We start from the raw sequence: 21,253 nt of genomic DNA, 5'->3' as shown, positions 1-21,253 counted from the left end.
CACTGTTGCGGACCTCGAGCCGCAGCAGCTTCCGACCTTCAGGCACAACAGTCACGCGCCCCAGCGTACGCCCCCGGACGGGGCGGATGACCTACGCTGGGTCGGGGGTCACGCCGGTCAGCTTGGCCGTCAGGTCCCACAGCTTGCGGCCGTTCTCGCGGTCCAGCGCGGCCCGCAGCGGCTGCACCACGGTGGGGTTGCCGCGGATGCCGCGGAACAGGCTCGGGCCGATGTAGTCGCCGCCGTTGACGTCCGGCGCGGTGGCCGCGATCAGGGACGGCAGCGCGCCGGTGCGGACACCCTGCGCGACCAGCAGATCGCCCAGGAAGGTCACGCCGCCGACGAGCTTGCGCACGATGGGGTGGCCCTGCGCGTTGGCCATGTTCGAGTTCAGGTTGGTGGCCGTGTAGCCCGGGTGGGCGGCCACGCTGATCACGTCGTCACCGGCGGCACGCAGGCGGCGGTCCAGTTCCAGCGCGAAGATCTGGTTGGCGATCTTGGACTGGCTGTACGCCGCGGCCGGGTTGTAGCGCCGGTGCTCGAAGCCGGGGTCGTCGAAGTCGACGCGGCCGCCGGTGGCGGCGAGGCTGGACAGCGTCACCACGCGGGCGTTCGTGCCGCGCCGGAGGGCGGGCATGAGCAGCCAGGTCAGCGCGGCGTGGCCCAAGTGGTTGGTGCCGAACTGCAGCTCGAAGCCGTCCTTGGTGCGGCCCTTCGGAGCGGCCATCAGGCCGGCGTTGTTGATCAGGAGGTCGAGTTTCCCGCCGGTGAGCTCCTCGGCGCGGGCCGCCGCGGCGCGCACCGACGCGAGGTCGGCGAGGTCCAGGGAGATCAGCTCGGGAGCGGCCGCCGCGCCCGCCGAGACGGTGCGCAGCGCCTGTTCGCCGCGCTCCGGGTTGCGGCAGGCGATCAGCACGCGCGCGCCCTTGGCGGCCAGCACGAGGGAGGTTTGCAGACCGAGGCCGGAGTTCGCGCCGGTGACGAGCACCGTGCGGCCCGTCTGGTCGGGGATGTCGGCCTCGGTCCAGGTTTTCATGCCCGGATATTAGGGAAGATCACGCGCTCGGGGCCAGCATTCGCAGCAGACGGTCGAACGGGCGCGCCGGACGCAGGCCGGGGCCTTCGCTCAGCAGGGCCTCGAACGCGGCGCCGACCTTGGCCACCTCGTCCACCGGCTCGTCCGGCTCGGCCAGCCCGGCCGCGATGGCGAGCATCGCCTGCTCGGCGCGGTGCGCGGCCTTGAGCGCGGGGTATTCGTCTCGGTGGGCGGCGACGACCTCGTAGAGCGCGCGGTTGCGCCGGACCGCCGCGGTCCAGGCGCGCTTGACGGCGTCCACGTGGTCGCTGTGCTCGTCGATGCCCTCGGCCGCGGCGCGCAGGTGGCCGCTGAGCAGCTGGGTCCACCGGTAGTGCAGCGCGAGCATGAGGTTTTCACGGGTGCCGAAGGCCTTCTCGGCACCGGGGATCTCGTCGAAGGGCAGCGGGCCCTGCGGGTCGCGGGCCGCCGCGGTCAGGACGGCGTCCAGGATGTCGCGCCGTCGGTAGAAGTCGTTCCAGCTCACGGGTCCTCCCCAAGTTGTGACCCCGGCCATACTCTGGGTTTGAAGCATACCGTCGGTATGGTGCCGACACTGCGAACATACCACGGGTATGGAAACGGGAACCGGCGTAAGCTTGTGAGCGTGGTGACAATGCGGTCCAGGCGTCTCGACTATTCGGAGTCCACGCGGTCGGCCCTGGTGAACAGCGCGGTGGAGCTGTTCACCAAACGGGGTTACGCCAGCACTTCGCTCGACGAGGTCGCCAAGCGCGCCCGGGTCACGAAAGGTGCCCTGTATCACCATTTCAGTGGAAAACAGGCGCTCTTCGAAGCGGCGTTCGAGAAGGTGGAGAGCCGGGTTTTCGGGCGGCTGGAAGAGATCATGGGCGGCAGCGGCGCGCCGTGGGAGCGGGCGCTGGCGGGGCTGCGGGAGTTCATCTCCAGCTGCCTCGACCCGGCCTACCAGCGGATCGCGATCCACGAGGCTCCGGTGGTGATGGGCTGGGAGCGCTGGCGGGAGGCCGAGGACAGGGCGAGCTTCGGGCTGATCCGGTCGAGCCTGGAGGACCTGATCGAGGCGGGCGAGGTGGACGAGGTCCCGGTCGAGATCACCGCGCGGCTGCTGTTCGGGGCCCTGCACAGCGCGGCGACCGAGATCGCGAGCTCACCGGACCCGAAGAAGGTCGGCGCCCAGATCGAGAGCGTGATCGTGCAGCTGCTGCACCGCGTCCGGCGCACCTGAATCGATATGGTGGGGCTGTGGACCTGAGGATTTTCACCGAACCGCAGCAGGGCGCGAGCTACGACGATCTCCTGCGCGTCGCCAAGGCGACCGAGGACAACGGCTTCGACGCCTTCTTCCGTTCCGACCACTTCCTGAAGATGGGCTCCGCCTCCGGGCTGCCCGGCCCGACCGACGCCTGGGTGACCCTCGGCGCGCTGGCCCGCGAGACCTCCCGCATCCGGCTGGGCACGCTGGTCACCGCCGCGACGTTCCGGCACCCGTCGGTGCTGGCGATCTCCGTGGCGCAGGTCGACCAGATGTCCGGCGGCCGCGTGGACTTCGGCCTCGGCTCCGGCTGGTACGACGCCGAGCACCAGGCCTACGGCATCCCGATGCCGGAGATCAAGGAGCGCTTCGACCTCTACGCCGAGCAGCTGGAGATCATCACCGGCCTGTGGGAGACCCCCGAGGGCGAGACGTTCTCCTTCGACGGCAAGCACTACCAGCTCGCCGACGCGCCCGCGCTGCCCAAGCCGGCCCAGTCGCCGCGCCCGCCGGTGATCATCGGCGGTGGCGGCAAGAAGCGCACCCCGGCCCTGGCGGCCCGCTTCGCCGACGAGTTCAACGCGGCGTTCGTCGACGCGGACACCGCCGCCGCCCAGTTCGAGCGCGTGGACGCCGCGTGCCGCGAGATCGGCCGCGACCCGAAGGCGGTCATCCGCTCCGCGGCCCAGGTGGTGGCCGTCGGCAAGGACGACGCCGAGTTCGCCCGCCGCGCCGCCGCGATCGGCCGCGAGACCGACGAGGTGAAGCAGAACGGCCTGGCAGGCACGGTGGACGAGGTGGTCGACAAGATCGGCCGCTACCGCGAGGCCACCGGCGTCACCCGCCTCTACCTGCAGGTGCTGGACCTGTCCGACCTGGACCACCTCGAGCTGATCGCCTCGAAGGTCGCCCCGCAGCTGTGACCGCGCGTCCTCCGGTCCTGGGCGTGGCTCAGGGCCGGAGGGCGAACGTCACGCCCGGCGCCGAGGGCGCCGAATCCTCACGGCGCAGCCACCGGTCGTCCGACACCGCCAGCTCGCCGTCCAGCGCGGCCAGCACCGCGTCGCGGGCCAGGGGGAGCGCCTCGGCGACCGGGACGTCCCGCTCCAGCTCGAACGACAGCGACGTCACGCCGGCGTCCCGGATCCCGCACGGCACGATCTTGTCGAACGCCGTCAGGTCCGCGTTGCAGTTCAGCTCGAAGCCGTGCATCGTCACACCGCGCTGCACCCGGATGCCGATCGCCGCGATCTTGCGCTCCGGGCCGCGCTCGTCGGCCGGCACCCACACGCCGCTGCGGCCCTCGACCCGCCCGGTGTAGACGCCGAACTGGTCGCACACCCGGATCAGCGCCTCCTCCAGGCGCCGCACGTAGTGCACCACGTCGATCGGGTCGCCCAGTTTGACGATCGGGTAGCCGACCAGCTGCCCCGGCCCGTGCCAGGTGATCTTCCCGCCGCGGTCGACGTCGATCACCGGGGTGCCGTCGGTCGGCCGGTCCGCGTCCTCGGTGCGCTTGCCCGCGGTGTAGACCGACGGGTGCTCCAGCAGCAGGAGCGTGTCCGGGGCCTCCGAGCAGTCCGCCCGCGCGTTCACCAGCTCCCGCTGCAGCTCCCAGGCTTGCAGGTAGTCGATGGTGCCGACGTTCTTGACGGTGACGGGCGTGCTGGTGGCGCGGCAGGACTTTGGACTCACGTCTGGCAGGTTACGCCGACCGCGGCGCCGACGGGACAGGCTGTGGCGGTAGCAACCGCACTGCCCACCCCGTGAGAAAACCCACGCCCAGCACACCGAGCACGGCGCCGACGGTGTCGCTGACCCAGTGCACCCCGAGCACCACGCGGCTCGCCGCGCACAGCACCGTCGCGACCGAGAAGAACACCACGACCCACTTCGTCAGCCTCGGCGCCAGCCACAGGCACAGCAGCGCCGCCGCGAGGCCGGTGCTGGAGATCGACACCACGTGCCCGCTGGGGTAGCTGAACTCCGGGTAATCGCGCGGCCGGTCGCGCACGAACAGCGGTTTGAAGACCACGCTCACCAGCCGGGTGGTGGCGAGCACGGCCAGCACCCGCAGCGCCACGCCCGCCTGGTAGCGCATGCCGCGCCGCCAGCACACGACGATCCCGATCGCGAGCGCGATCGCGAAGGTCGCCGGCACGACCGGTCCGAACGCGTCGCTGACCACCTGCGCCACCCGGCCCGGAGTGTCGCGCCACCAGCCCTGCACCAGTCCCGCCACGGCCAGGTCGACGGCGTACGGCGGCCGCGCCACGGCCACGCCCAGCCCGAGGAACAGGACGAAGAACGCGCCGCCGAGCGGAAGCCACCTGGTCAAAGGGCGACCGCCAATGCGCCGTCGAGGTCGGTGTGCACGAACGTGAACCCGGCCTTCTCCAGTACCGCGGGCACCGCCCGCTGCGAGATCAGCGCCATCTCGTCGGCCACTTCGCCGAGCGCGGTCCGCAACGCGAACCCGGGCACCCACCACGGCGCAGGCCGCCGCAGCGCGTGCCCCAGCGCGCGGGTGAACTCGGCGTTGGTCGCCGGTTCCGGGTTGCACACGTTCACCGGGCCGGACAACGTCTCGTGCTCGATGAGGAACCGCATCGCGGACACGTGGTCCCGCAGGCTGATCCACGGCATGTACTGCCTGCCGTCGCCGAGCCTGCCGCCGAGACCGAGCCAGAACAGCGGCTTGAGCGGCCCGAGCAGGCCGTCCTTGGACAGAACCAGACCGGTGCGCAGGTTCACCACCCGCGAGCCCGCTTCCGCGGCCGGGGCGGTCGCCGCCTCCCACGCCTCGCACAGCTCGGCCAGGAAGCCCGCGCCCCGCGGCGACTCCTCGGTGACCACCGCGTCGCCGGTGTCGCCGTAGTAGCCGATCCCGGAGGCGTTGACGAGGGCCGGGATCCGGTACTCGGCGACGGCCTCGGCCAGCACCTCGGTCGGCTCGATCCGGCTGTCGCGGATCATCTGCTTACGGGCCGCGCTCCACCGCAGCCCCATCGGCGAGCCGCACAGGTTGACGACCGTCGTGACGTCCTCGAACGCGCGGTCGTCGATCCGGCCCGCCGGCGGGTCCCACGAGTGCTCGTCCGCGGCCCTGGCCGGACGCCGGACGAGCCGTCGCACGTCGTGCCCCGAGTCGCGCAGCGTGGCGACGAGCGCCGAGCCGAGTAGCCCGCTGGATCCGGCGATCAGTACTCGCATACCCCGATCGTTGCTCACGCCGCCGCTTCGCGCACGTTCCCTCACCGCAGTTGCCCGGCGACGTCGGCGGCCGCGGTCAGCAGCACGAGCACCGGGATCGTGGCGCGGGCGGGCAACCGGTAGCTGCCGCGCTTGTCCGGCTCGACGATCCCGGCTCCGGTGAGCGCCTTGAGGTGGTGGTAGAGCTGCCCGGTCGAGCCGAGCCCGGCGGCCTCCTGGAGCGCGGCGGCAGGCTGCGGCCCGCGTGCGGCCAGCGTCCGCACGATCGCCAGGCGCGCCGGATTGCCCAGCGCCGCCAGCACTTCCGCGCGGGGACCGTCGTCCAGGGCCAGCGCGCGGGCCGGGGTGACGGTGATCTCCCACTCGAGTTCGAGTGGCTCCTCGGTGCGGCCGTGGTAACCGACCACCCCCGTCCCGTCCGCCCTGACGCCGCTTTCCAGCGCGGCCACCCGGCGTTCCAGGTCCGCCAGGCGGTTGAGCACGTCGTCGTTCACGAGCCCAGCATGACGGTCAGCCGCGCAGCGCCCGCACGAGCCCGTCGAAACCCTCCCGCGTGGACAGTGCGGCGAGCCCGGCGCGCAGGAACGGCCCCTGGTTGGCGAAATCCGCGTCGGCCACGTCGTCGAGCAGGAGCGCGAGGGTCGCGGCCCGTCCGTCCGGCCACCGCACCGTCATCCCAGTGGTCAGCACGCGCGGCAGGCTGCCGCCCTTGAACGCGACCGCGGCGGCGCCGGGCGGGACGAGCGCGGCGAAGGGCTCCTCCAGGTGGCGCCGCACGACGGTCTCGCCGAAGCGGCCGGCCGCGAGCGCGCGGTGCATCGCGAACAGCCCGGCCGCGCTCCCGCGCCCGTGCCCGCGCGTCCAGGCCACCTGGGCCTCGGCAGCCGGCGGGCTCTGGAAGCGGGCGAGCACCTCGTCCCGGAACGCCGGCTCGGTGGCGAACCGGCGCGCCAGCCGGTCGCCCGCGCCGGGCCGCAGCGCGGGGGAGCGTGGCAGGAACTCGGGGAACAGCAGCAGGAGCACCTCGCCGCAGAACGACCGGAGGTCCGGCCGGAGCCATCCGCCCCGGGCGGACGCCGCGGTCAGGGCCCGGTCGCCGAGGCGGTCGCGCAGGTAGTCGGCGGCGGAGTTGTCGCTGAAGACGATCATCGCGCGGGCCAGCCGGTCCAGCGGGACCGTCACGTCCGGGTCGAGGGCGTTGCCCCGGTCGGTGTGCGGGATGCCGAGTTCCTGGAGGGCGGCCAGGTGCGCGCCGCCGTCGCCGCCGAACGGGTAGAACGCCTCCCAGTCGCCGAGCCGCACCGGCTCGTCCGGGTCCAGGCCGCGCTCGACCGCGGTGGCGTATGCGGCGAGGTGCACGACCTTGATCGTGGACGCCAGGACCTGCGGGGCGTGCGGCCGGTGCGCCACCCGGCGCCCGTCGGCGTCCACGGCCAGCGCGCCGACCCGGTCGCGGTGCCGGGCGATCCAGTCGAACCAGCCCTGCGGGGTGGACGTGTCGGCGACCGCGGTCGCGGGCACGGCGAGCGTGGCCGCGCCGGCGAGCGCCGCGGAGCCGAGCAGAGTGCGCCGGGAAAGCACGAAGACCCCCTCCTCCAGTTTTCCGTAATTACGGAATACCGGGGGAGGGGGTCTCCGGTCAAGCGGTTACAGACCCAGCTCGTCCTCGAAGTGGCCCTCTTCGAGGCGGTTCTTGATCGTGGTCAGGAACCGGCCGGCGTCCGCGCCGTCGATCAGGCGGTGGTCGTAGGTCAGGGCCAGGTAGGCCATCGACCGGATGGCGATGGTGTCCTGACCGTCGGCGTCGGTGACCACGACCGGCCGCTTCACCACCGCGCCGACGCCCAGGATCCCGGACTGCGGCTGGTTGATGATCGGCGTGTCGAACAGGGCGCCGTTGCTGCCCAGGTTGGTCACCGTGAAGGTGCCGCCCGACAGCTCGTCCGGCTTGATCTTGTTCGCGCGGGTGCGGGCCGCGACGTCGGCGATCGCCCTGGCCAGGCCGGCCAGGTTCAGCTCACCCGCCTTGTGGATGACCGGGGAGAGCAGGCCGCGGTCGGTGTCCACCGCGACGGCGAGGTGCTCCTCGCCGAAGTAGGTGATCTCCTTCTTCTCCTCGTCCAGGTAGGCGTTGATGTTCGGGTGCTGCTTGAGCGCCTCGACCGTCGCCTTGGCGAAGAACGGCAGGAAGGTGAGCTTCACGCCCTCCCGCTCCTGGAAGGCGGCCTTCGCCTGCTGGCGCAGCCGGGCGATCTTGGTGACGTCCACCTCGAACACCTGGGTCAGCTGCGCCGAGTTCTGCAGCGACTCGCGGGTGCGCTGCGCGATGACCTGGCGGATCCGGCTCGCCTTCTGCACCGTGCCGCGCAGGGCGGCCAGCTCCGGCGACGGGGCCGCCGGGGCCTTCGCGGCGGGGGCGCTCGGCGCGGCGGCCGGGGCCTGCGCGGCGGGCGCCTGAGCGGCCGGAGCGCTCTGCTTCTGCTTCGCCTCGGCCGCCGCCAGCACGTCCTGCTTGCGGATGCGGCCGCCGACACCGCTGCCGGTCACCGACGCCAGGTCGATGCCGTGCTCGGTGGCGAGCTTGCGCACCAGCGGGGTGACGTACGGGCCGCTGCCGTTGCCGTCGCTCGCGGCCGGGGCGGCCTGCGGCTGCGGGGCCGGCTGCTGCGGCGCGGGCTGCTGCGGGGCCGGCTGCTGGGGAGCCTGCTGCGGAGCGGGGGCCTGAGCGGCCGGGGTGGGCTCGGGCTTCGGCTCCGGCTTCGGCTCGGGCTTGGGCTCCGGCGTCTTCGGCTGCTCCTGCTGCGGGGCGGGCGCGGCACTGGCGTCGCCGATGATGGCGAGCGTGCCGCCGACCTCGACGGTCTCGTCCTCACCGACGCTGATCTCCAGCAGCGTGCCGGCGATCGGCGAGGGGACCTCGGTGTCGACCTTGTCGGTGGAGATCTCCAGCAGCGGCTCGTCCACCTCGACCGTGTCGCCGACCGACTTCAGCCAGCGGGTGACGGTGCCCTCGGTGACGCTCTCGCCCAGCTCGGGCAGCGTGACCGGCGTGCCCTGAGCGGACCCGCTCGGCGCGGGCTGGGCCTCCGGGGCCGACTGCTGCTGCGGCGCGGACTGCTGCGGCGCGGACTGCTGCGGCTCGGGCTCGGGCTCCGGCTCGGGCTGGGCCTGCTGCGCGGGCGCCTGCTCCTGAGCGGGGGCGGAACCGCCGCCGGAACCGTCGTCGATCACGGCGAGCTCGCCGCCGACCTCGACGGTCTCGTCCTCCTGGGCGACGATCTTCTGCAGCGTGCCTGCGACCGGCGACGGGACCTCGGTGTCGACCTTGTCGGTCGAGATCTCCAGCAACGGCTCGTCGACCGCGACCGTGTCACCCTCCTGCTTGAGCCAGCGGGTGACGGTGCCCTCGGTAACGCTCTCCCCGAGCTCCGGCAGTGTGACGGAGAAGGCCATCGTGAATTGACTCCCTTGAATCTTTGTCGGCTGCGGTCCGGTCAGCTGTGCACGTGCAGTGGCTTGCCGGCCAGGGCAAGGTGTGCTTCGCCGAGGGCCTCGGTCTGGGTCGGGTGGGCGTGGATCAGCGGAGCGACGTCCTCCGGGAAGGCCTCCCAGTTGTAGATCAGCTGGGCTTCGCCGATCAGTTCGCCGACCCGGTCCCCGACCAGGTGCAGGCCGACGACCGGCCCGTCCGGCGCCTTGATCACCTTGATCGCGCCGGAAGTCTTGAGGATCTGGCTCTTGCCGTTGCCGGCCAGGTCGTACGTGAAGGTCTGCACGTCCGAGCCGTAGCGCTCCTTGGCAGCCGCCTCGCTCAGGCCGACGGAGGCGACCTCGGGGTGGCTGTAGGTGACGCGCGGGATGCCGGCTTCGTCGATCGCCTTCGGCTCCAGGCCGGCGATCTCCTCGGCGACGAAGATGCCCTGGGCGAAGCCGCGGTGCGCGAGCTGCAGGCCGGGGACGATGTCGCCGACGGCGTAGACGTTCGGCAGGTTGGTGCGCAGGCGCTCGTCGGTGATGACGAAGCCGCGCTCCATCTTGACGCCGGCCTCCTCGTAGCCGTGGCCCGCGGTGTTGGGGCCGCGGCCGACGGCGACCAGCAGCAGGTCGGCCTCCAGCGTCTCGCCGGACTCCAGGGACACGGTCACGCCGTTCTCGTCCTGCTTGGCGCCGGTGAACTTCACGCCGGTCTTGAAGTTGATCTTGCGACGGCGGAAGGCGCGCTCGAGCTGCTTGCTGGCGAACTCGTCCTCGGCCGGGACCAGCCGCGGCAGCGCCTCGACGATCGTCACGTCCACGCCGAAGGAGGCCCACACGCTGGCGAACTCGACGCCGATGACACCGCCGCCGAGCACGACGACCTTCTCCGGGATCCAGTCCAGGGTCAGCGCCTCGTCGCTGGCGATGATCCGGCCGCCCAGCTCCAGGCCCGGCAGGGTCTTCGAGTACGAGCCGGTCGCCAGGACCAGGTTCTTGCCCGTGTACCGGGTGCCGTCGACCTCGACCGTGGTGCCGCCGACGAACGTGCCGGTGCCCTCGACGACGGTCACCTTGTGGGCCTTGGCCAGGCCCTGCAGCCCCTTGTAGAGGCGGCTGATGACGCCGTCCTTGTACTTGTGGACGCCGGCGATGTCGACGCCCTCCAGGGTGGTCTTCACGCCGAACTGCTCGCCCTCGCGGGCGGTGTCGGCGACCTCGGCCGCGTGGAGCAGGGCCTTGGTCGGGATGCAGCCGCGATGCAGGCACGTCCCGCCCAGCTTGTCCTTCTCGATCAGGATGACGGACTGGCCCAGCTCCGCGGCGCGGAAGGCCGCGGCGTAGCCGCCGGATCCGCCACCGAGGATCACCAGGTCGGCGCCAGCGTCGCTCACGTCGTTTACTCCTCGTTTTACGTCCAAACCCTCATCATCTTGTCACTACGTAGTCCGGCCCTGCGAGGTAGCCGGGTGTGTTAATCGGCGCACTTCTGATCCCCGCGATAATGGCGGGGGAGGGCAGGCGGAGATGAGGTGGTCGAGGTGGGTCTGTTCGACGGTCTGAAGCGCAGACGCGGCGCCGGGAAACCGGGCACGCTGCGCCGTGCCAGTGACGCTGACCTGCGTCATCTGGAGGGCTGGGCGGCCGCGCGGCGGGGCGTCGAGGCGTTCGTCGAGCCGCGGACGACGGTCACCGAGACCACGGTCGTCCTGATCGCGCACGACGGCGAATGGACACGACGGCGGATCGGCAGCCTGGACGCCGCGCAGCAGTTCGGGCGCAAGCATTCGATCCCGGTGTACGAGGTCGCGAAAGTCGGTTACCCGAAGCGCATGCGCGAATACACAGAGCGGCAGAAGCGCGCGCAGGGCTGAGGATCAGTCCAGGTCGGACAGATCGAGCACGAACCGGTAGCGGACGTCGCCCCGCGTCAGGCGCTCGAGCGCGTCGTTCACCGCGGCCGACGGGAGCACCTCCACGTCGGCGGTGATCCCGCGCGCGGCGCAGAAGGCGAGCATGGCGGCGGTCGCGGGCCTGCCACCACTGCCCGCCGAGCTGAGCTTCTTGCGCCCGACGAGCAGGTCGAGGGTCTCCACCGTGACCGGCCCCAGGTGCCCGAGGTGGCTGAGCGTGCCGTCCAGCGCCAGCAGCCGCAGGTAGGGGCCAAGGTCGTGGGGCGCGGAGATGGTGTCGATCAGGATGTCGAACCGCCCCCGCGCGTCCGCCATGCGGGCCGGGTCCGTCGAGTCGAGCAGGTCGGCGGCGCCGAGCCGGCGCGCCTCACCCGCCTTGTCCGCCGACCGGCTGATCACCGTGGTCTCGGCGCCGAGCGCCACCGCGAACTTGACCGCGAGGTGACCCAGCCCGCCCAGCCCGGCCACGGCGACCCGGGTGCCCGGCCCGGCGCCCAGGCTGTGCAGCGGTTCCCACACGGTGATCCCGGCGCACATCAGTGGTGCGGCGCCCGCGGGGTCGATGCCTGCCGGGAGCGGGTAGGCGAACCGGTCGCGGACGACGTGCTCCCGCGAGTAGCCGCCCAGCGTCGTGGAGCCGTCGTGGCGGTCGGTGCCGCCGTAGGTGAGGGTGGGGAAGTCGTGGCAGAAGTTCTCCTGCCCCGCGAGGCACATGGCGCAGGTCCCGCAGGAGTCCACGATGTTGCCGACGGCGACCGCGTCCCCGGCGGCGAAGGCGGTCACCGCGGGTCCGGTCGCGGTGACCACGCCGGTGAACTCGTGGCCGGGCACGAGCGGAGTGCCGCCCGCTCGCACCGCGTGCAGGTCGGAGTGGCAGACGCCGCAGTGGTCGACCCGGACCGCCAGGTCGTCGGGCCGCAGCTCCCGCCGCTGAAGAGGCGCCCGTCGTAGCGTCCCCGCGACCGCGTGCCATCCCGTCGTCGTCCGCATGGACGCCTCCTTCAAACAGACTGTTCGGTTTGTTTCGACAGTAACAGACCGAACAGTCTGTTTGCTAGGGTCTTGCCATGCCCGATCTGCCCGCCACCGCTCGCGGCGCCGCGACCCGTCAGCGCATCCTGGAGGAGGCGACCCGCGAGTTCGCCGAACACGGGATCGCCGGTGCCCGCGTCGAGCGCATCGTGGCCGCGGCGCGCACCAACAAGGCGCAGCTCTACGGCTACTTCGGGAGCAAGGAAGGGCTGTTCGACGCGATCTTCTCCGCCTCACTGGAACGGATCGTGAACGTCGTGCCCATCGACGCGGGCGACCTGGCGGACTGGGCGGTGCGGCTCTACGACGAGTACCTCCGCCGGCCCGACCTCATCCGGCTCGCCACCTGGGCGCGGCTGGAGCGCCGGCCCGCCGGCCACCTCGTGGAGGACGCCGACCGCCTCGACGACCACAAGCTGCGCGCGATCGCCGAGGCGCAGGCCGCGGGCAAGGTGGTGCCCGGGGACCCGTTCGACATCATGGCGCTGGTGATCGCCCTGTCGATGGCGTGGTCCCCGGTGAGCAACGTCTACGCCGCGACGGCCGAGGAGCCCGGCGACGTCCACGACCGCCGCCGGGCCCTCCTCCGCGAAACCGTCCGCCGCGCCGTGACGCCGGACTAGTGCGCATTTCGGACGTGGCCTGCATGGCGGTGGGGGTAACGGCCCCTCCCGCCAGCCCGCCACCACCCTCAACGGACCCGCTGCGCGCGGCTCCGCCCGTTCAAACCCGCGGCGGTGCTGGCTGACGGCCCACCGCAAGCGGCTCCGCCGCTCAGGAAACAGAAACTAGCCCTGGTCGGCGATGTCGGCCAGCACCGCGGCGATGGTGCGCACCGGGACGCCCGTGCCGCCCTTGCCGGTGTAGCCCCACGGCGCCCCGGTGTTGAACGACGGGCCCGCGATGTCGATGTGCGCCCACGGCAGGCCCTCGGCGACGAACTCGCGCAGGAAGATGCCCGCGGCGAGCATCCCGCCCCAGCGGTGCCCGGTCACGTTCGCCAGGTCGGCCAGCCGCGAGTCCAGGTCGCCGCGCAGCTCCTCGGGCAGCGGCATCGGCCAGCCGCCCTCGCCGGTCGCCTGCGCGATCGCCGCCACCCGGTCGCGGAACTCGTCCGACCCCATGATCCCGGCGGTCCGGTTGCCCAGCGCCACCATCTGCGCGCCGGTCAGGGTCGAGGTCTCGATCAGGTAGTCCGGGTCGTCCTCGGCGGCGCGCACGATCGCGTCGGCCAGCACCAGGCGGCCCTCGGCGTCGGTGTTGAGCACCTCGACGGTCTTGCCGCCGTACATGCTCAGCACGTCACCGGGCCGGTAGGAGGTGCCCGACGGCAGGTTCTCCGCGAGCGGGATGTTGGCGGTGACCTCGAGCGGGTACTTGAGCTTGGCCGCCAGCACGACCGAGGCGAGCACCGCGGCGGCCCCGGACATGTCCGAGGTCATGTGGTCCATGTTCGCGGCGGGCTTGATCGAGATGCCGCCCGAGTCGAACGTGATGCCCTTGCCGACCAGCGCGACCTTCTTCGCCGCCTTCGGGCCCTTGTACGACACCCGCACCAGCCGCGGCGGGCGGGACGAGCCGCCGCCGACGCCGAGGATGCCGCCGAAGCCCTTGCGCTTGAGCTGCTTCTCGTCGAGCACCTCGAAGTCGAGGTCGTTGGCCTCGGCGAGCTTGCGGGCGCGCTCGGCGAAGGAGGCCGGGAACAGGTCGTTGGGCGGGGTGTTGATCAGGTCGCGCGCGATGATCACGGCCTCGGCGATCGCGGTCGCGGCCTTCAGCGTCGCGGTGTGCGCGCGCTTGGTGCCCTCGGCCGGCGTGGCGAAGTCGACCGCGGCGACCGGCGCGTCACCGGGCTCGGACTTGTACTCGGTGAACTTGTAGGCGCCCAGCGCGGTGCCCTCCACCGCGGCCTGCAGGTCCACAGCGGACAGCGTGGACACCGCCCGCGCGGTCCCGGCCAGCGCGCGCCCGGCGGCGCCCGCGGCGCGGCGCACCTGCTCGGCGGTCACGGTGCCGTCCCCGTCGGCGCGGCCGAGGCCGACCGCCAGCACGACCGCGGCGGGCAGCTTGCCCAGCGTGGGCAGCTTCACGACCTCTTCGGCCTTGCCGGAGGCGCCCACGGTGGCCAGCAGCTCGGCCAGCGAGCCGTCGAAGGCCTCGTCGACGGCCTCCGCACCCGGCGCCAGCGTCACGGCCTTGTCGCCCTGGAGCGTCCCGATCACGACGACCTCGGCCCGGCTCTTGCCGAGCGCGGCGCCGGTGTTCTCGATCAGGGCAAACTTCGGCACGGTCACTTGTGGCTCCTCGCGCATCCATCGACGGTCGTGCCGGGTGGGGTACCCGGCCGGGTAGTGAGCCATGCTAATGAGGACGGAGCCCGGCAGGAGAGGCAGGTGGTGGGCGTGCGGCTGGCGGCGGGACTGCTGATCGCGCTGGCCGTCGGCGCGCAGGCGGGCGGCTGGTGGCTGCTCGGTGGCGCCGTGGTCGCGGCGCTGCTGGCGTTCTGCGTGCCCGAGCCTCCCGCGCTGGAGCCGAACCCCGCCCGGCTGGTGGCCGCCACGCGCCTGGTGTCCCGCCTCGCGCTGGTGCCGCTGTTCGCGTCGGTGTTCGCCGCCTACCTGTTCCCCGGACAGCCGCTGGCGGCCGCGGTCGTCGCACTGGTGGTCACCGCCGCCGACGCCGCCGGGCTGCGGCTGGCGAGGTACGCGCGGGCGTGGCTGCTAGGCATCCTGCTGGTCGCCGGGGCCGGTTTCGTGGCGCTGAGTTTCGCGATCGAGCCCGCGCAGCCGGTGACCGCGCCGCACTTCACGATCGGCGGGCTGTTCGCGGCGGGCGCGGTGCTGTTCCCGTTGCTGCCGCGGCACAACCCGTCCTGGCTCGCGGGCTCGGTCATGGTGGTGCTGGCCATCGGCGCGGGCGCGCTCTACCAGCTCGGCCCGGTGCGGCTGGCGTTGTCCGGGGTGCCCGTGCGGGACGCGCTGGCCGCCTTGGACGGGCAGGTGCTGAACCCGTTGCTGGCCGGGGTCGTCGTGCTGTCCACTGTGCCCGCCGCGCTGCTCGCGATCGGCGGCGCCCGCGAGGAGCTGGCGTGGCCGCGCGCGTCCGTCGCTTGTGGACTGATCGCCGCGGTCGCGGCCGTGTTGCTGGACCCGGACCAGGCGCTGCTGCTGGCCGCGGCGGCCGCGCTGGCCGAGGTGCTGGTGACCGCGGTGCTGTCGATGATCACCGGGATCACCGCGCGCGCCGTGATCGCGGCGGTACTGGCCGTGACGCTGCTGGCCTGGCTGCCGCCGGTCTATCTACTGGGGACGGTGGCCGCCGTCGCGGCAGGCGCCGCCGTCACGCGACGAGCAGGAACGCCAGCAGCGTGATCAGCGCGGTCGCGACCGCGAGGATGATCACCGACTTCACCGGCAGGTCGCGCGGGAACACCTTCTTGTCGTGGACGCTGCGCCACCACACGACGCCGAAGATGCCGCCGACCAGGCCGATGATCCCGCCGAACACGCCGAGCAGGGCGTAGCCGAGGAGCGTCAGCTCGCCCACCGCGAAGGTGAGCAGGATGGCGGTCACGAAGGTCTTGACGTCGGACGCCGGTCCGGCGGAGACGGAGTTCGGCGTGGCGGGCTGCGGCACGTTGGCGGTCACGCCCGCCATGGTAGGGGAGTAGGCGATTCTCGGAAGTCCAACTAACAGTTATCCTGGTCGAATGACGACCACGTTGCCCTTCACCCGTACCCCGCACCCGTCTCCCGCTTCGGCGGAGCGTGTAGCCGAGGTACTGGCGAAGCCGGGCTTCGGGACGTTCTTCACCGACCACATGGTCACGATCAAGTACAGCAAGGACCGCGGCTGGTACGACGCGAACGTCGGCCCCTACGAGCCGGTCACGCTCGACCCCGCCACCTCCGTGCTGCACTACGCGCAGGCGATCTTCGAGGGCCTCAAGGCCTACCGCCAGCCGGACGGGTCGGTCGCGGCCTTCCGCCCGGACGCCAACGCGGCCCGGTTCCGCCGGTCGGCGGCCCGCATCGCGATGCCGGAGCTGCCCGACGAGCTGTTCCTGGGTTCGCTGCAGGAGCTGATCGCGGCCGACGAGCGCTGGGTGCCCAGCAACCCGGGCGACACGCTGTACCTGCGGCCGTTCATGATCTCCACCTCGGTGGGGCTCGGCGTGAACGCGCCGGCCAGCGAGTACCTGTACCTGGTGATCGCCTCGCCCGCCGGTTCGTACTTCACCGGCGGCGTGAAGCCGGTGAGCGTGTGGCTGTCCACCGAGTACGTGCGGGCGGCCCCGGGCGGCACCGGCGCGGCGAAGTTCGCCGGCAACTACGCGGCGTCCTTCGTGGCGCAGTCGCAGGCCGTGGAGCAGGGCTGCGACCAGGTGGTGTGGCTCGACGCGGTGGAGCGCCGCTACGTCGAGGAAATGGGCGGCATGAACCTGTTCTTCGTGTACGGCTCGGGTTCGGACGCCCGGATCGTCACGCCGGAGCTGTCCGGTTCGCTGCTGCCCGGCGTCACCCGCGACTCGCTGATCAAGCTGGCCGCGGACCACGGCATGGGCATCGAGGAGCGCCGGATCTCCACCGACGAGTGGGAGAAGGCGGCCGCGTCCGGTGAGCTGACCGAGGTGTTCGCGTGCGGCACCGCGGCGGTCATCACGCCGGTCGGCCGGGTCAAGCACGCGGGCGGCGAGTTCACCATCGCGGGCGGCGAGCCCGGCGAGGTGACGATGAAGCTGCGCGCCGAACTGACCGGCATCCAGGAGGGCACGCGCCCCGACCCGCACGGCTGGATGCACAAGCTGTCCTGATCACTTCGACATGAAGGGCCACCCCGTTCCGGCGGGGTGGCCCTTCGTCGTCAGGAGGCGCTGGCGCGCCGGATGAACTCCAGCTGCTCCGGCGACGGCCCGCCGTGCTCACGCTGGATCCGCTCGCTGTTGTCCGCCTGCATGCGGTAGAGCGAGTCCCGCAGCCCGGTGTCGCCACCGTGGAAAGCCTCCAGCAGGCCCATCCACTCGGCCGCGAGCGCCCGCCCCTCCGCCGACGCCGGGTCGACCCCGGTCTCGACGGCCCGCTGCACGCGGGGGATCAGGTCCTGCCACCTCCGCTGGACATCCTCCTGCTCGCCGAGCCGCGATCGGCGCTCGGCCAGCTCCGCCAGCTGGGTTTCGCTGAAGTACTGCTTCACCGTCTCGTCCACGGTGGTCACCTCCCGGATCAGAGCCAGGAAGCCGGTGACGCCTGCCTGCCCGTCGACGGCCGCCAGCATCGTGGTGAGGTGCGCCCGGAGCGTGCGCATCGCCACCAGCTGCCGGTCGACGTGGTCCCGGTGCCGCGTGAGCAGCTCGCCCAGGTCGGACGTGCCCTCCAGGGCCGCGCCGATGTCCTCGAGCGGCAGGCCGAGCTGCCGCAGGGCCAGCACCTCGTACAACCGCCGGACGTCGGACTCGTCGTAGAGCCGGTGCCCGGAGTGCGTCCGCCCGGACGGGCGCACGAGACCCACGTGGTCGTAGTGGTGCAGCGTCCGCACCGTCAGACCGGTCGCCCGTGCCAGCTCGCCGACCTTGTAGAACATGCCGTTCACCCACTTCCACCAGCGCTTTTGCGCCGGTGTGGACGACGCTAGGACCTGACGTCGCGTCAGGATCAAGCGTTCGGCGGCGTGACCCCGGCTTCCGCGTGCGTCGGCAGGTCCGTGAGCAGCCGGGCGGCCGTGATCAGCAGCGGGAGGGCCGTCGCGGCGCCGGTGCCGTCGCCGAGGCGGATGCCCAGGTCGACGACCGGCTTGAGGTCGAGGTGCTCCAGCACCATCTGGTGCGCCGGCTCGGCGTCGCGGTGCGCGGCCTGCCACCAGGAGCGCGCGCCGGGCGCCAGTTCCTCCGCCACCAGCGCCGCCGCGCCGACCGCGAGCCCGTCCAGCAGCACCGGGGTGCGGCGGACCGCGGCCTGCGCCAGGAACCCGGTCAACGCGGCCAGGTCCGCGCCACCCGCGGTCCGCAGGAGCGCCACCGGGTCGGGCAGCACCGCCCGGGCCCGCCGCAGCGCGTCCCGGATCGCGACGGTCTTGCGCATCCACGCGTTGTCGTCGATGCCCGAACCACGGCCGACCACGGCCACCGGCTCGGCGCCGGTCAGCGCGGCGACCAGCACCGCGGCCGGCGTGGTCGCCCCGACCCCGACGCTGCCCGCGACCAGCAGATCGGCGCCCTCGTCCACCTCGGCGTCCGCGATCGCCATGCCGGCCCGCAGGGCGGCCCGCACCTCGTCGTCGGTGAGGGCGTCCTCGACGTCGATCGACCCGGAGCCCGCCCGGACCTTGTACTCGGCGACCGGCGTCTCCCCGTCCACCGCGATGTCCACCACGCGCAGCCCGGCGTCGGCCACCGCGGCGGCGATCGCGACCGGCCCGGCGCCCTTGAGCAGGCTGTCCACCAGCTGCCCGGTGACCTCCGGCCGGTAGGCGGAGACGCCCTTCGCGGCGATCCCGTGGTCCCCGGCGAACACGATCACCCGGGGCCGCTGGAACCGCCGCGGCGGCGCCGAGCCCTGGCAGGCCGCGACCCACGCGCCGAGCGCCTCCAGCTCACCCAGCGCGGACACCGGTTTGAGCAGCTCGGCGTGCCGCCGCACCGCCTCGGCGCGGGCGGCTTCGTCGGGCTGGGGGACATCGGCGAACGACACGTCAGTCACGGCGCCAAACCTATCGTCAGCCGGCGCGGGCGGTCAGGCGCGGATCGTCCTCGACCACGCCCAGCAGCACCGAGTCGATCTCGGTCAGCAGGTCGGCGTCGAGCTTCACGCCCGCCGCCTTCACGTTCTCGTGCACCTGCTCCGGCCGCGACGCGCCGACGATCGCGGAGGCGACGTTCGGGTTCTGCAGCACCCACGCCACCGCCAGCTGCGCCAGCGTCAGCCCGGCCTGCGCGGCCAGCGGCTCCAGCCGGGCCACGCGCTCGAGCACCTCGTCCCGCAGGAACCGCTGCACGAACTGCGAGCCCCGCTCGTCCGTGGCGCGCGACCCGGCGGGCGGCGGCTGACCCGGCTTGTACTTGCCGGTCAGCACCCCCTGCGCGATCGGCGACCAGACGATCTGGCTCAGCCCCTCGCGCTCGCTGGCGGGCACGACCTGCGCCTCGATGACGCGCCAGAGCATGTTGTACTGCGGCTGGTTCGACACGAAGGGGATCCGCAGCTCGCGGGCCAGCGCGGCGCCGCGGGTGATCTCCTCGGCGTTCCACTCCGACACCCCGATGTAGAGCACCTTGCCCTGGCGGACCAGGTCGGCGAAGGCCGACATGGTCTCCTCCAGCGGCACGGTCGGGTCGAACCGGTGCGCCTGGTAGAGGTCGATGTGGTCGGTCTGCAGCCGCTTCAGCGAGGCGTGGCAGGACTCGATGATGTGCTTGCGGCCCAGCCCGCGGTCGTTCGGGCCGCCGGGGCCGGTCGGCCAGAACACCTTCGTGCAGATCTCCAGGCTCTCCCGGCGCTGACCGGCCAGACCGCGGCCGAGCACCGACTCCGCCAGGGTGTTGGCGTAGACGTCGGCGGTGTCGAAGGTCGTGATGCCCGCGTCGAGCGCGGCCTTGATGCAGGCCTGGGCCTGGTCCTCGTCGATCTGGGAACCGTGGGTGAGCCAGTTCCCGTAGGCGATCTCACTGACGGACAGGCCACTGCGGCCGAGACGGCGAAACTCCATGTCCGGCAGCCTACCGGAAATGGTTCGCCTTGCTAACGACCTGGAGTGCGCTCCAGCCGGTCAGGAGACCGTGTCGCCGACCTTCACGCGCGGCTTGGGCATCCGGAGCTTGCGGATCTGGCTCGCCCGGACGAACGCGTACCAGCCCAGCGACCGGCCGCTGATGTTCTCCTTCGGGAACTTCGCCCTGGCCAGCCGCGCGATGCGGCGGCCGTTGAAGTAGCCCTCGACGGCCATGACCAGCAGCGCGGCCATGCACAGCAGCGTCACGTACTGCTGGATCACCGGGTACGGCACCAGGAGCACGACGAACACGAGGATCGCCAGCGGCATGAACGCGCCGAGGAAGTGGCGGCGCGAGTCGACCAGGTCGCGCACGTACGCCTTCACGGGGCCCTTGTCGCGCGGCAGCAGGTAGCGGTCGTCGCCCGCGGCCATCCGCTCCTGGCGCTCCTTGGCGAGCCTGCGGCGCTCTTCCTTGTCCACCGGGTTCGACTTGCGCAGCTCGCGGTTGCGCTTCATCGCCTCCCGCATGGTCCTCGGCGGGGGCGCGACGGGGCCGCGGCGCTTGCCCTCGGCCTCCTTGCGCTTCGGCGTCGGCCTGCCCTTGCCCGGGGTGTAGCCACGGGTGTGAGATTCGACGCTTTCGGCCACCTCGGCCGCCTCGATCTCGGGGCTGTCTGCGGTGGTCGTGCTGTTACGACGGAGAAACCTCACCCAACCAGCTTATTCCAGACAGCGGCGTGCGTGTTCAACCCCCTCGCCGATGTGTAACCATGGGATCAGCGCCAAGGCGGGAACCAGCCCGGGAACAGATCGGGTGGCACCGGTGTTCCAGTAGGGAGGAGCACCCCCCACCCGGTGCACGGCAAGACCCCGAGGGAGAGCTATGACTGCCGCTGAGCAGACCAGCACGCAGGCCGAGGCCGAGGCCACCCACGGCGTCACGTTGAGCGACGCCGCGGCGAGCAAGGCGAAGGCCCTGCTCGAGCAGGAAGGCCGCGACGACATGCACCTGCGCATCGCGGTCCAGCCCGGTGGTTGCGCGGGACTGCGCTACCAGCTGTTCTTCGACGAGCGCACGCTCGACGGCGACCTGTTCCGCGACTTCGACGGCCTGCGCGTGGCGGTCGACCGCATGAGCGCGCCGTACGTCGAGGGTGCGGTGATCGACTTCGTCGACTCGATCGAGAAGCAGGGCTTCACCATCGAGAACCCGAACGCCACGGGCTCCTGCGCCTGCGGCGACTCGTTCCACTGAGCCAGTACACGTGAAGGGCGCCGGTCGAGCTTCGACCGGCGCCCTTTTCGCGTGTCCGCGTAACTAATAGTCCTCCAGCCCGACTACCTGTGCGTGGCAGGCGTCGTCGACCGCCCAGCCCCGCGGCGCAGGCGGCCGGGGCGCCGAGGCGTGTGCCGCGCGCAGTTCGGCGGGGATGTCGGCGCAGTCGTCGATCAGCTCGGCGATGGTCTCCGGTTCCGTCACGGTGCTCACGCAGGCGACGCTAGGGCGACCGGCGCGCGCCGGACAGGTCTACCAGCTAGTAGTGTCGGTCAGCGGGTCAGATTTAGCTCCGACGGGGTATTTCCCGTCGGTAACTTCAGTTCGAG

Annotated in this window: 24 protein-coding genes; 7 read left to right on the top strand and 17 right to left on the bottom strand. The window is 72.2% G+C overall.

Features of this window, described 5'->3' with window-relative positions:
- Positions 1 to 91: 91 nt before the first annotated feature.
- Together L2C96_RS26755 and L2C96_RS26750 are read right to left on the bottom strand one after the other, a co-directional pair.
- Positions 92 to 1,036, bottom strand: coding sequence for an oxidoreductase (locus L2C96_RS26755; RefSeq protein WP_237338207.1), 945 nt, complete (start codon positions 1,034 to 1,036; stop codon positions 92 to 94).
- 19 nt (positions 1,037 to 1,055) lie between these two features.
- The gene (locus tag L2C96_RS26750; protein ID WP_237338206.1) at positions 1,056 to 1,562 is read right to left on the bottom strand and encodes a hypothetical protein; all 507 of its coding nucleotides are present in this window, start codon (positions 1,560 to 1,562) and stop codon (positions 1,056 to 1,058) included.
- A gap of 129 nt (positions 1,563 to 1,691) precedes the next feature.
- Here L2C96_RS26750 and L2C96_RS26745 point away from each other — a divergent pair, with 129 nt between their 5' ends.
- On the top strand, positions 1,692 to 2,282 hold the full coding sequence (locus L2C96_RS26745; protein WP_237338205.1) for a TetR/AcrR family transcriptional regulator: 591 nt from the start codon (positions 1,692 to 1,694) through the stop codon (positions 2,280 to 2,282).
- Between the two features lie 17 nt (positions 2,283 to 2,299).
- Complete coding sequence (locus tag L2C96_RS26740) at positions 2,300 to 3,232, top strand: LLM class F420-dependent oxidoreductase (protein WP_020423087.1); 933 nt, start codon at positions 2,300 to 2,302, stop codon at positions 3,230 to 3,232.
- A 28-nt stretch (positions 3,233 to 3,260) separates the two neighbouring features.
- On the opposite strand, the gene lipB is transcribed toward L2C96_RS26740, so the two are convergent.
- From lipB to lpdA, 7 genes are all read right to left on the bottom strand, one after another.
- Entirely contained in the window at positions 3,261 to 4,004 is a 744-nt protein-coding gene (gene lipB, locus L2C96_RS26735; protein WP_020423086.1) for a lipoyl(octanoyl) transferase LipB, read from the bottom strand.
- A gap of 10 nt (positions 4,005 to 4,014) precedes the next feature.
- Positions 4,015 to 4,647: a phosphatase PAP2 family protein gene (locus L2C96_RS26730; protein ID WP_237338204.1), complete on the bottom strand. Its 633-nt coding sequence runs from the start codon at positions 4,645 to 4,647 to the stop codon at positions 4,015 to 4,017.
- The gene (locus L2C96_RS26725) at positions 4,644 to 5,522 is read right to left on the bottom strand and encodes a TIGR01777 family oxidoreductase (protein ID WP_020423084.1); all 879 of its coding nucleotides are present in this window, start codon (positions 5,520 to 5,522) and stop codon (positions 4,644 to 4,646) included. The genes L2C96_RS26730 and L2C96_RS26725 overlap by 4 nt, the downstream gene beginning before the upstream one ends.
- Positions 5,523 to 5,563: 41 nt before the next feature.
- Positions 5,564 to 6,016, bottom strand: a complete 453-nt coding sequence (locus L2C96_RS26720) for an ArsR/SmtB family transcription factor (RefSeq protein ID WP_237338203.1) — start codon at positions 6,014 to 6,016, stop codon at positions 5,564 to 5,566.
- A 16-nt stretch (positions 6,017 to 6,032) separates the two neighbouring features.
- Positions 6,033 to 7,103, bottom strand: a complete 1,071-nt coding sequence (locus L2C96_RS26715; protein WP_237338202.1) for a serine hydrolase — start codon at positions 7,101 to 7,103, stop codon at positions 6,033 to 6,035.
- 66 nt (positions 7,104 to 7,169) lie between these two features.
- Positions 7,170 to 8,975, bottom strand: coding sequence for a 2-oxoglutarate dehydrogenase, E2 component, dihydrolipoamide succinyltransferase (gene sucB / locus L2C96_RS26710; protein WP_237338201.1), 1,806 nt, complete (start codon positions 8,973 to 8,975; stop codon positions 7,170 to 7,172).
- Positions 8,976 to 9,016: 41 nt separating this feature from the next.
- On the bottom strand, positions 9,017 to 10,390 hold the full coding sequence (gene lpdA, locus L2C96_RS26705; RefSeq protein WP_237338200.1) for a dihydrolipoyl dehydrogenase: 1,374 nt from the start codon (positions 10,388 to 10,390) through the stop codon (positions 9,017 to 9,019).
- A gap of 138 nt (positions 10,391 to 10,528) precedes the next feature.
- Between lpdA and L2C96_RS26700 the strand changes: the two genes are divergently transcribed.
- Positions 10,529 to 10,870 carry a hypothetical protein gene (locus L2C96_RS26700; protein ID WP_020421879.1) on the top strand — a complete coding sequence of 114 codons (342 nt, stop codon included), beginning with the start codon at positions 10,529 to 10,531 and terminating at the stop codon, positions 10,868 to 10,870.
- A 3-nt stretch (positions 10,871 to 10,873) separates the two neighbouring features.
- Here L2C96_RS26700 and L2C96_RS26695 read toward each other — a convergent pair whose 3' ends face one another.
- Positions 10,874 to 11,899, bottom strand: coding sequence for an NAD(P)-dependent alcohol dehydrogenase (locus L2C96_RS26695; RefSeq protein WP_237338199.1), 1,026 nt, complete (start codon positions 11,897 to 11,899; stop codon positions 10,874 to 10,876).
- A 77-nt stretch (positions 11,900 to 11,976) separates the two neighbouring features.
- On the opposite strand from L2C96_RS26695, the gene L2C96_RS26690 reads away from it, so the two are divergent.
- Complete coding sequence (locus L2C96_RS26690; protein WP_237338198.1) at positions 11,977 to 12,564, top strand: TetR/AcrR family transcriptional regulator; 588 nt, start codon at positions 11,977 to 11,979, stop codon at positions 12,562 to 12,564.
- A 165-nt stretch (positions 12,565 to 12,729) separates the two neighbouring features.
- Here L2C96_RS26690 and L2C96_RS26685 read toward each other — a convergent pair whose 3' ends face one another.
- Complete coding sequence (locus L2C96_RS26685) at positions 12,730 to 14,235, bottom strand: leucyl aminopeptidase (protein ID WP_237338197.1); 1,506 nt, start codon at positions 14,233 to 14,235, stop codon at positions 12,730 to 12,732.
- Between the two features lie 99 nt (positions 14,236 to 14,334).
- Here L2C96_RS26685 and L2C96_RS26680 point away from each other — a divergent pair, with 99 nt between their 5' ends.
- Positions 14,335 to 15,312: a hypothetical protein gene (locus L2C96_RS26680; protein WP_237338196.1), complete on the top strand. Its 978-nt coding sequence runs from the start codon at positions 14,335 to 14,337 to the stop codon at positions 15,310 to 15,312.
- Here the strand turns inward: L2C96_RS26680 and L2C96_RS26675 are convergent.
- On the bottom strand, positions 15,281 to 15,589 hold the full coding sequence (locus L2C96_RS26675) for a hypothetical protein (protein ID WP_027936437.1): 309 nt from the start codon (positions 15,587 to 15,589) through the stop codon (positions 15,281 to 15,283). The two genes, L2C96_RS26680 and L2C96_RS26675, sit on opposite strands and share 32 nt — an antisense overlap.
- A gap of 61 nt (positions 15,590 to 15,650) precedes the next feature.
- Here L2C96_RS26675 and L2C96_RS26670 point away from each other — a divergent pair, with 61 nt between their 5' ends.
- Positions 15,651 to 16,754: a branched-chain amino acid aminotransferase gene (locus L2C96_RS26670; RefSeq protein ID WP_020421874.1), complete on the top strand. Its 1,104-nt coding sequence runs from the start codon at positions 15,651 to 15,653 to the stop codon at positions 16,752 to 16,754.
- A 50-nt stretch (positions 16,755 to 16,804) separates the two neighbouring features.
- Here the strand turns inward: L2C96_RS26670 and L2C96_RS26665 are convergent, their stop codons facing one another.
- From L2C96_RS26665 to L2C96_RS26650, 4 genes are all read right to left on the bottom strand, one after another.
- Positions 16,805 to 17,521: a MerR family transcriptional regulator gene (locus tag L2C96_RS26665; RefSeq protein WP_237338195.1), complete on the bottom strand. Its 717-nt coding sequence runs from the start codon at positions 17,519 to 17,521 to the stop codon at positions 16,805 to 16,807.
- 71 nt (positions 17,522 to 17,592) lie between these two features.
- Positions 17,593 to 18,636, bottom strand: coding sequence for a nicotinate-nucleotide--dimethylbenzimidazole phosphoribosyltransferase (gene cobT, locus L2C96_RS26660; protein WP_237338194.1), 1,044 nt, complete (start codon positions 18,634 to 18,636; stop codon positions 17,593 to 17,595).
- 16 nt (positions 18,637 to 18,652) lie between these two features.
- Positions 18,653 to 19,642 (bottom strand): aldo/keto reductase family protein, encoded by a 990-nt coding sequence (locus tag L2C96_RS26655; protein WP_020421871.1) that lies wholly within the window; start codon positions 19,640 to 19,642, stop codon positions 18,653 to 18,655.
- Positions 19,643 to 19,702: 60 nt separating this feature from the next.
- The gene (locus tag L2C96_RS26650; protein ID WP_026153367.1) at positions 19,703 to 20,359 is read right to left on the bottom strand and encodes a DUF3043 domain-containing protein; all 657 of its coding nucleotides are present in this window, start codon (positions 20,357 to 20,359) and stop codon (positions 19,703 to 19,705) included.
- 172 nt (positions 20,360 to 20,531) lie between these two features.
- Here L2C96_RS26650 and L2C96_RS26645 point away from each other — a divergent pair, with 172 nt between their 5' ends.
- Positions 20,532 to 20,903 carry a HesB/IscA family protein gene (locus tag L2C96_RS26645; RefSeq protein ID WP_017984065.1) on the top strand — a complete coding sequence of 124 codons (372 nt, stop codon included), beginning with the start codon at positions 20,532 to 20,534 and terminating at the stop codon, positions 20,901 to 20,903.
- A 63-nt stretch (positions 20,904 to 20,966) separates the two neighbouring features.
- Here L2C96_RS26645 and L2C96_RS26640 read toward each other — a convergent pair whose 3' ends face one another.
- Entirely contained in the window at positions 20,967 to 21,137 is a 171-nt protein-coding gene (locus tag L2C96_RS26640; RefSeq protein WP_017984064.1) for a hypothetical protein, read from the bottom strand.
- Between the last annotated feature and the right edge of the window lie 116 nt (positions 21,138 to 21,253).

Origin of the sequence: Amycolatopsis tucumanensis (assembly GCF_021654135.1) — a bacterium.
GTDB classification, from domain to species: Bacteria; Actinomycetota; Actinomycetes; order Mycobacteriales; family Pseudonocardiaceae; genus Amycolatopsis_E; species Amycolatopsis_E tucumanensis.
Note: the sequence above shows the minus strand (reverse complement) of the source record. Positions and strands in the feature narration are given on the sequence as shown.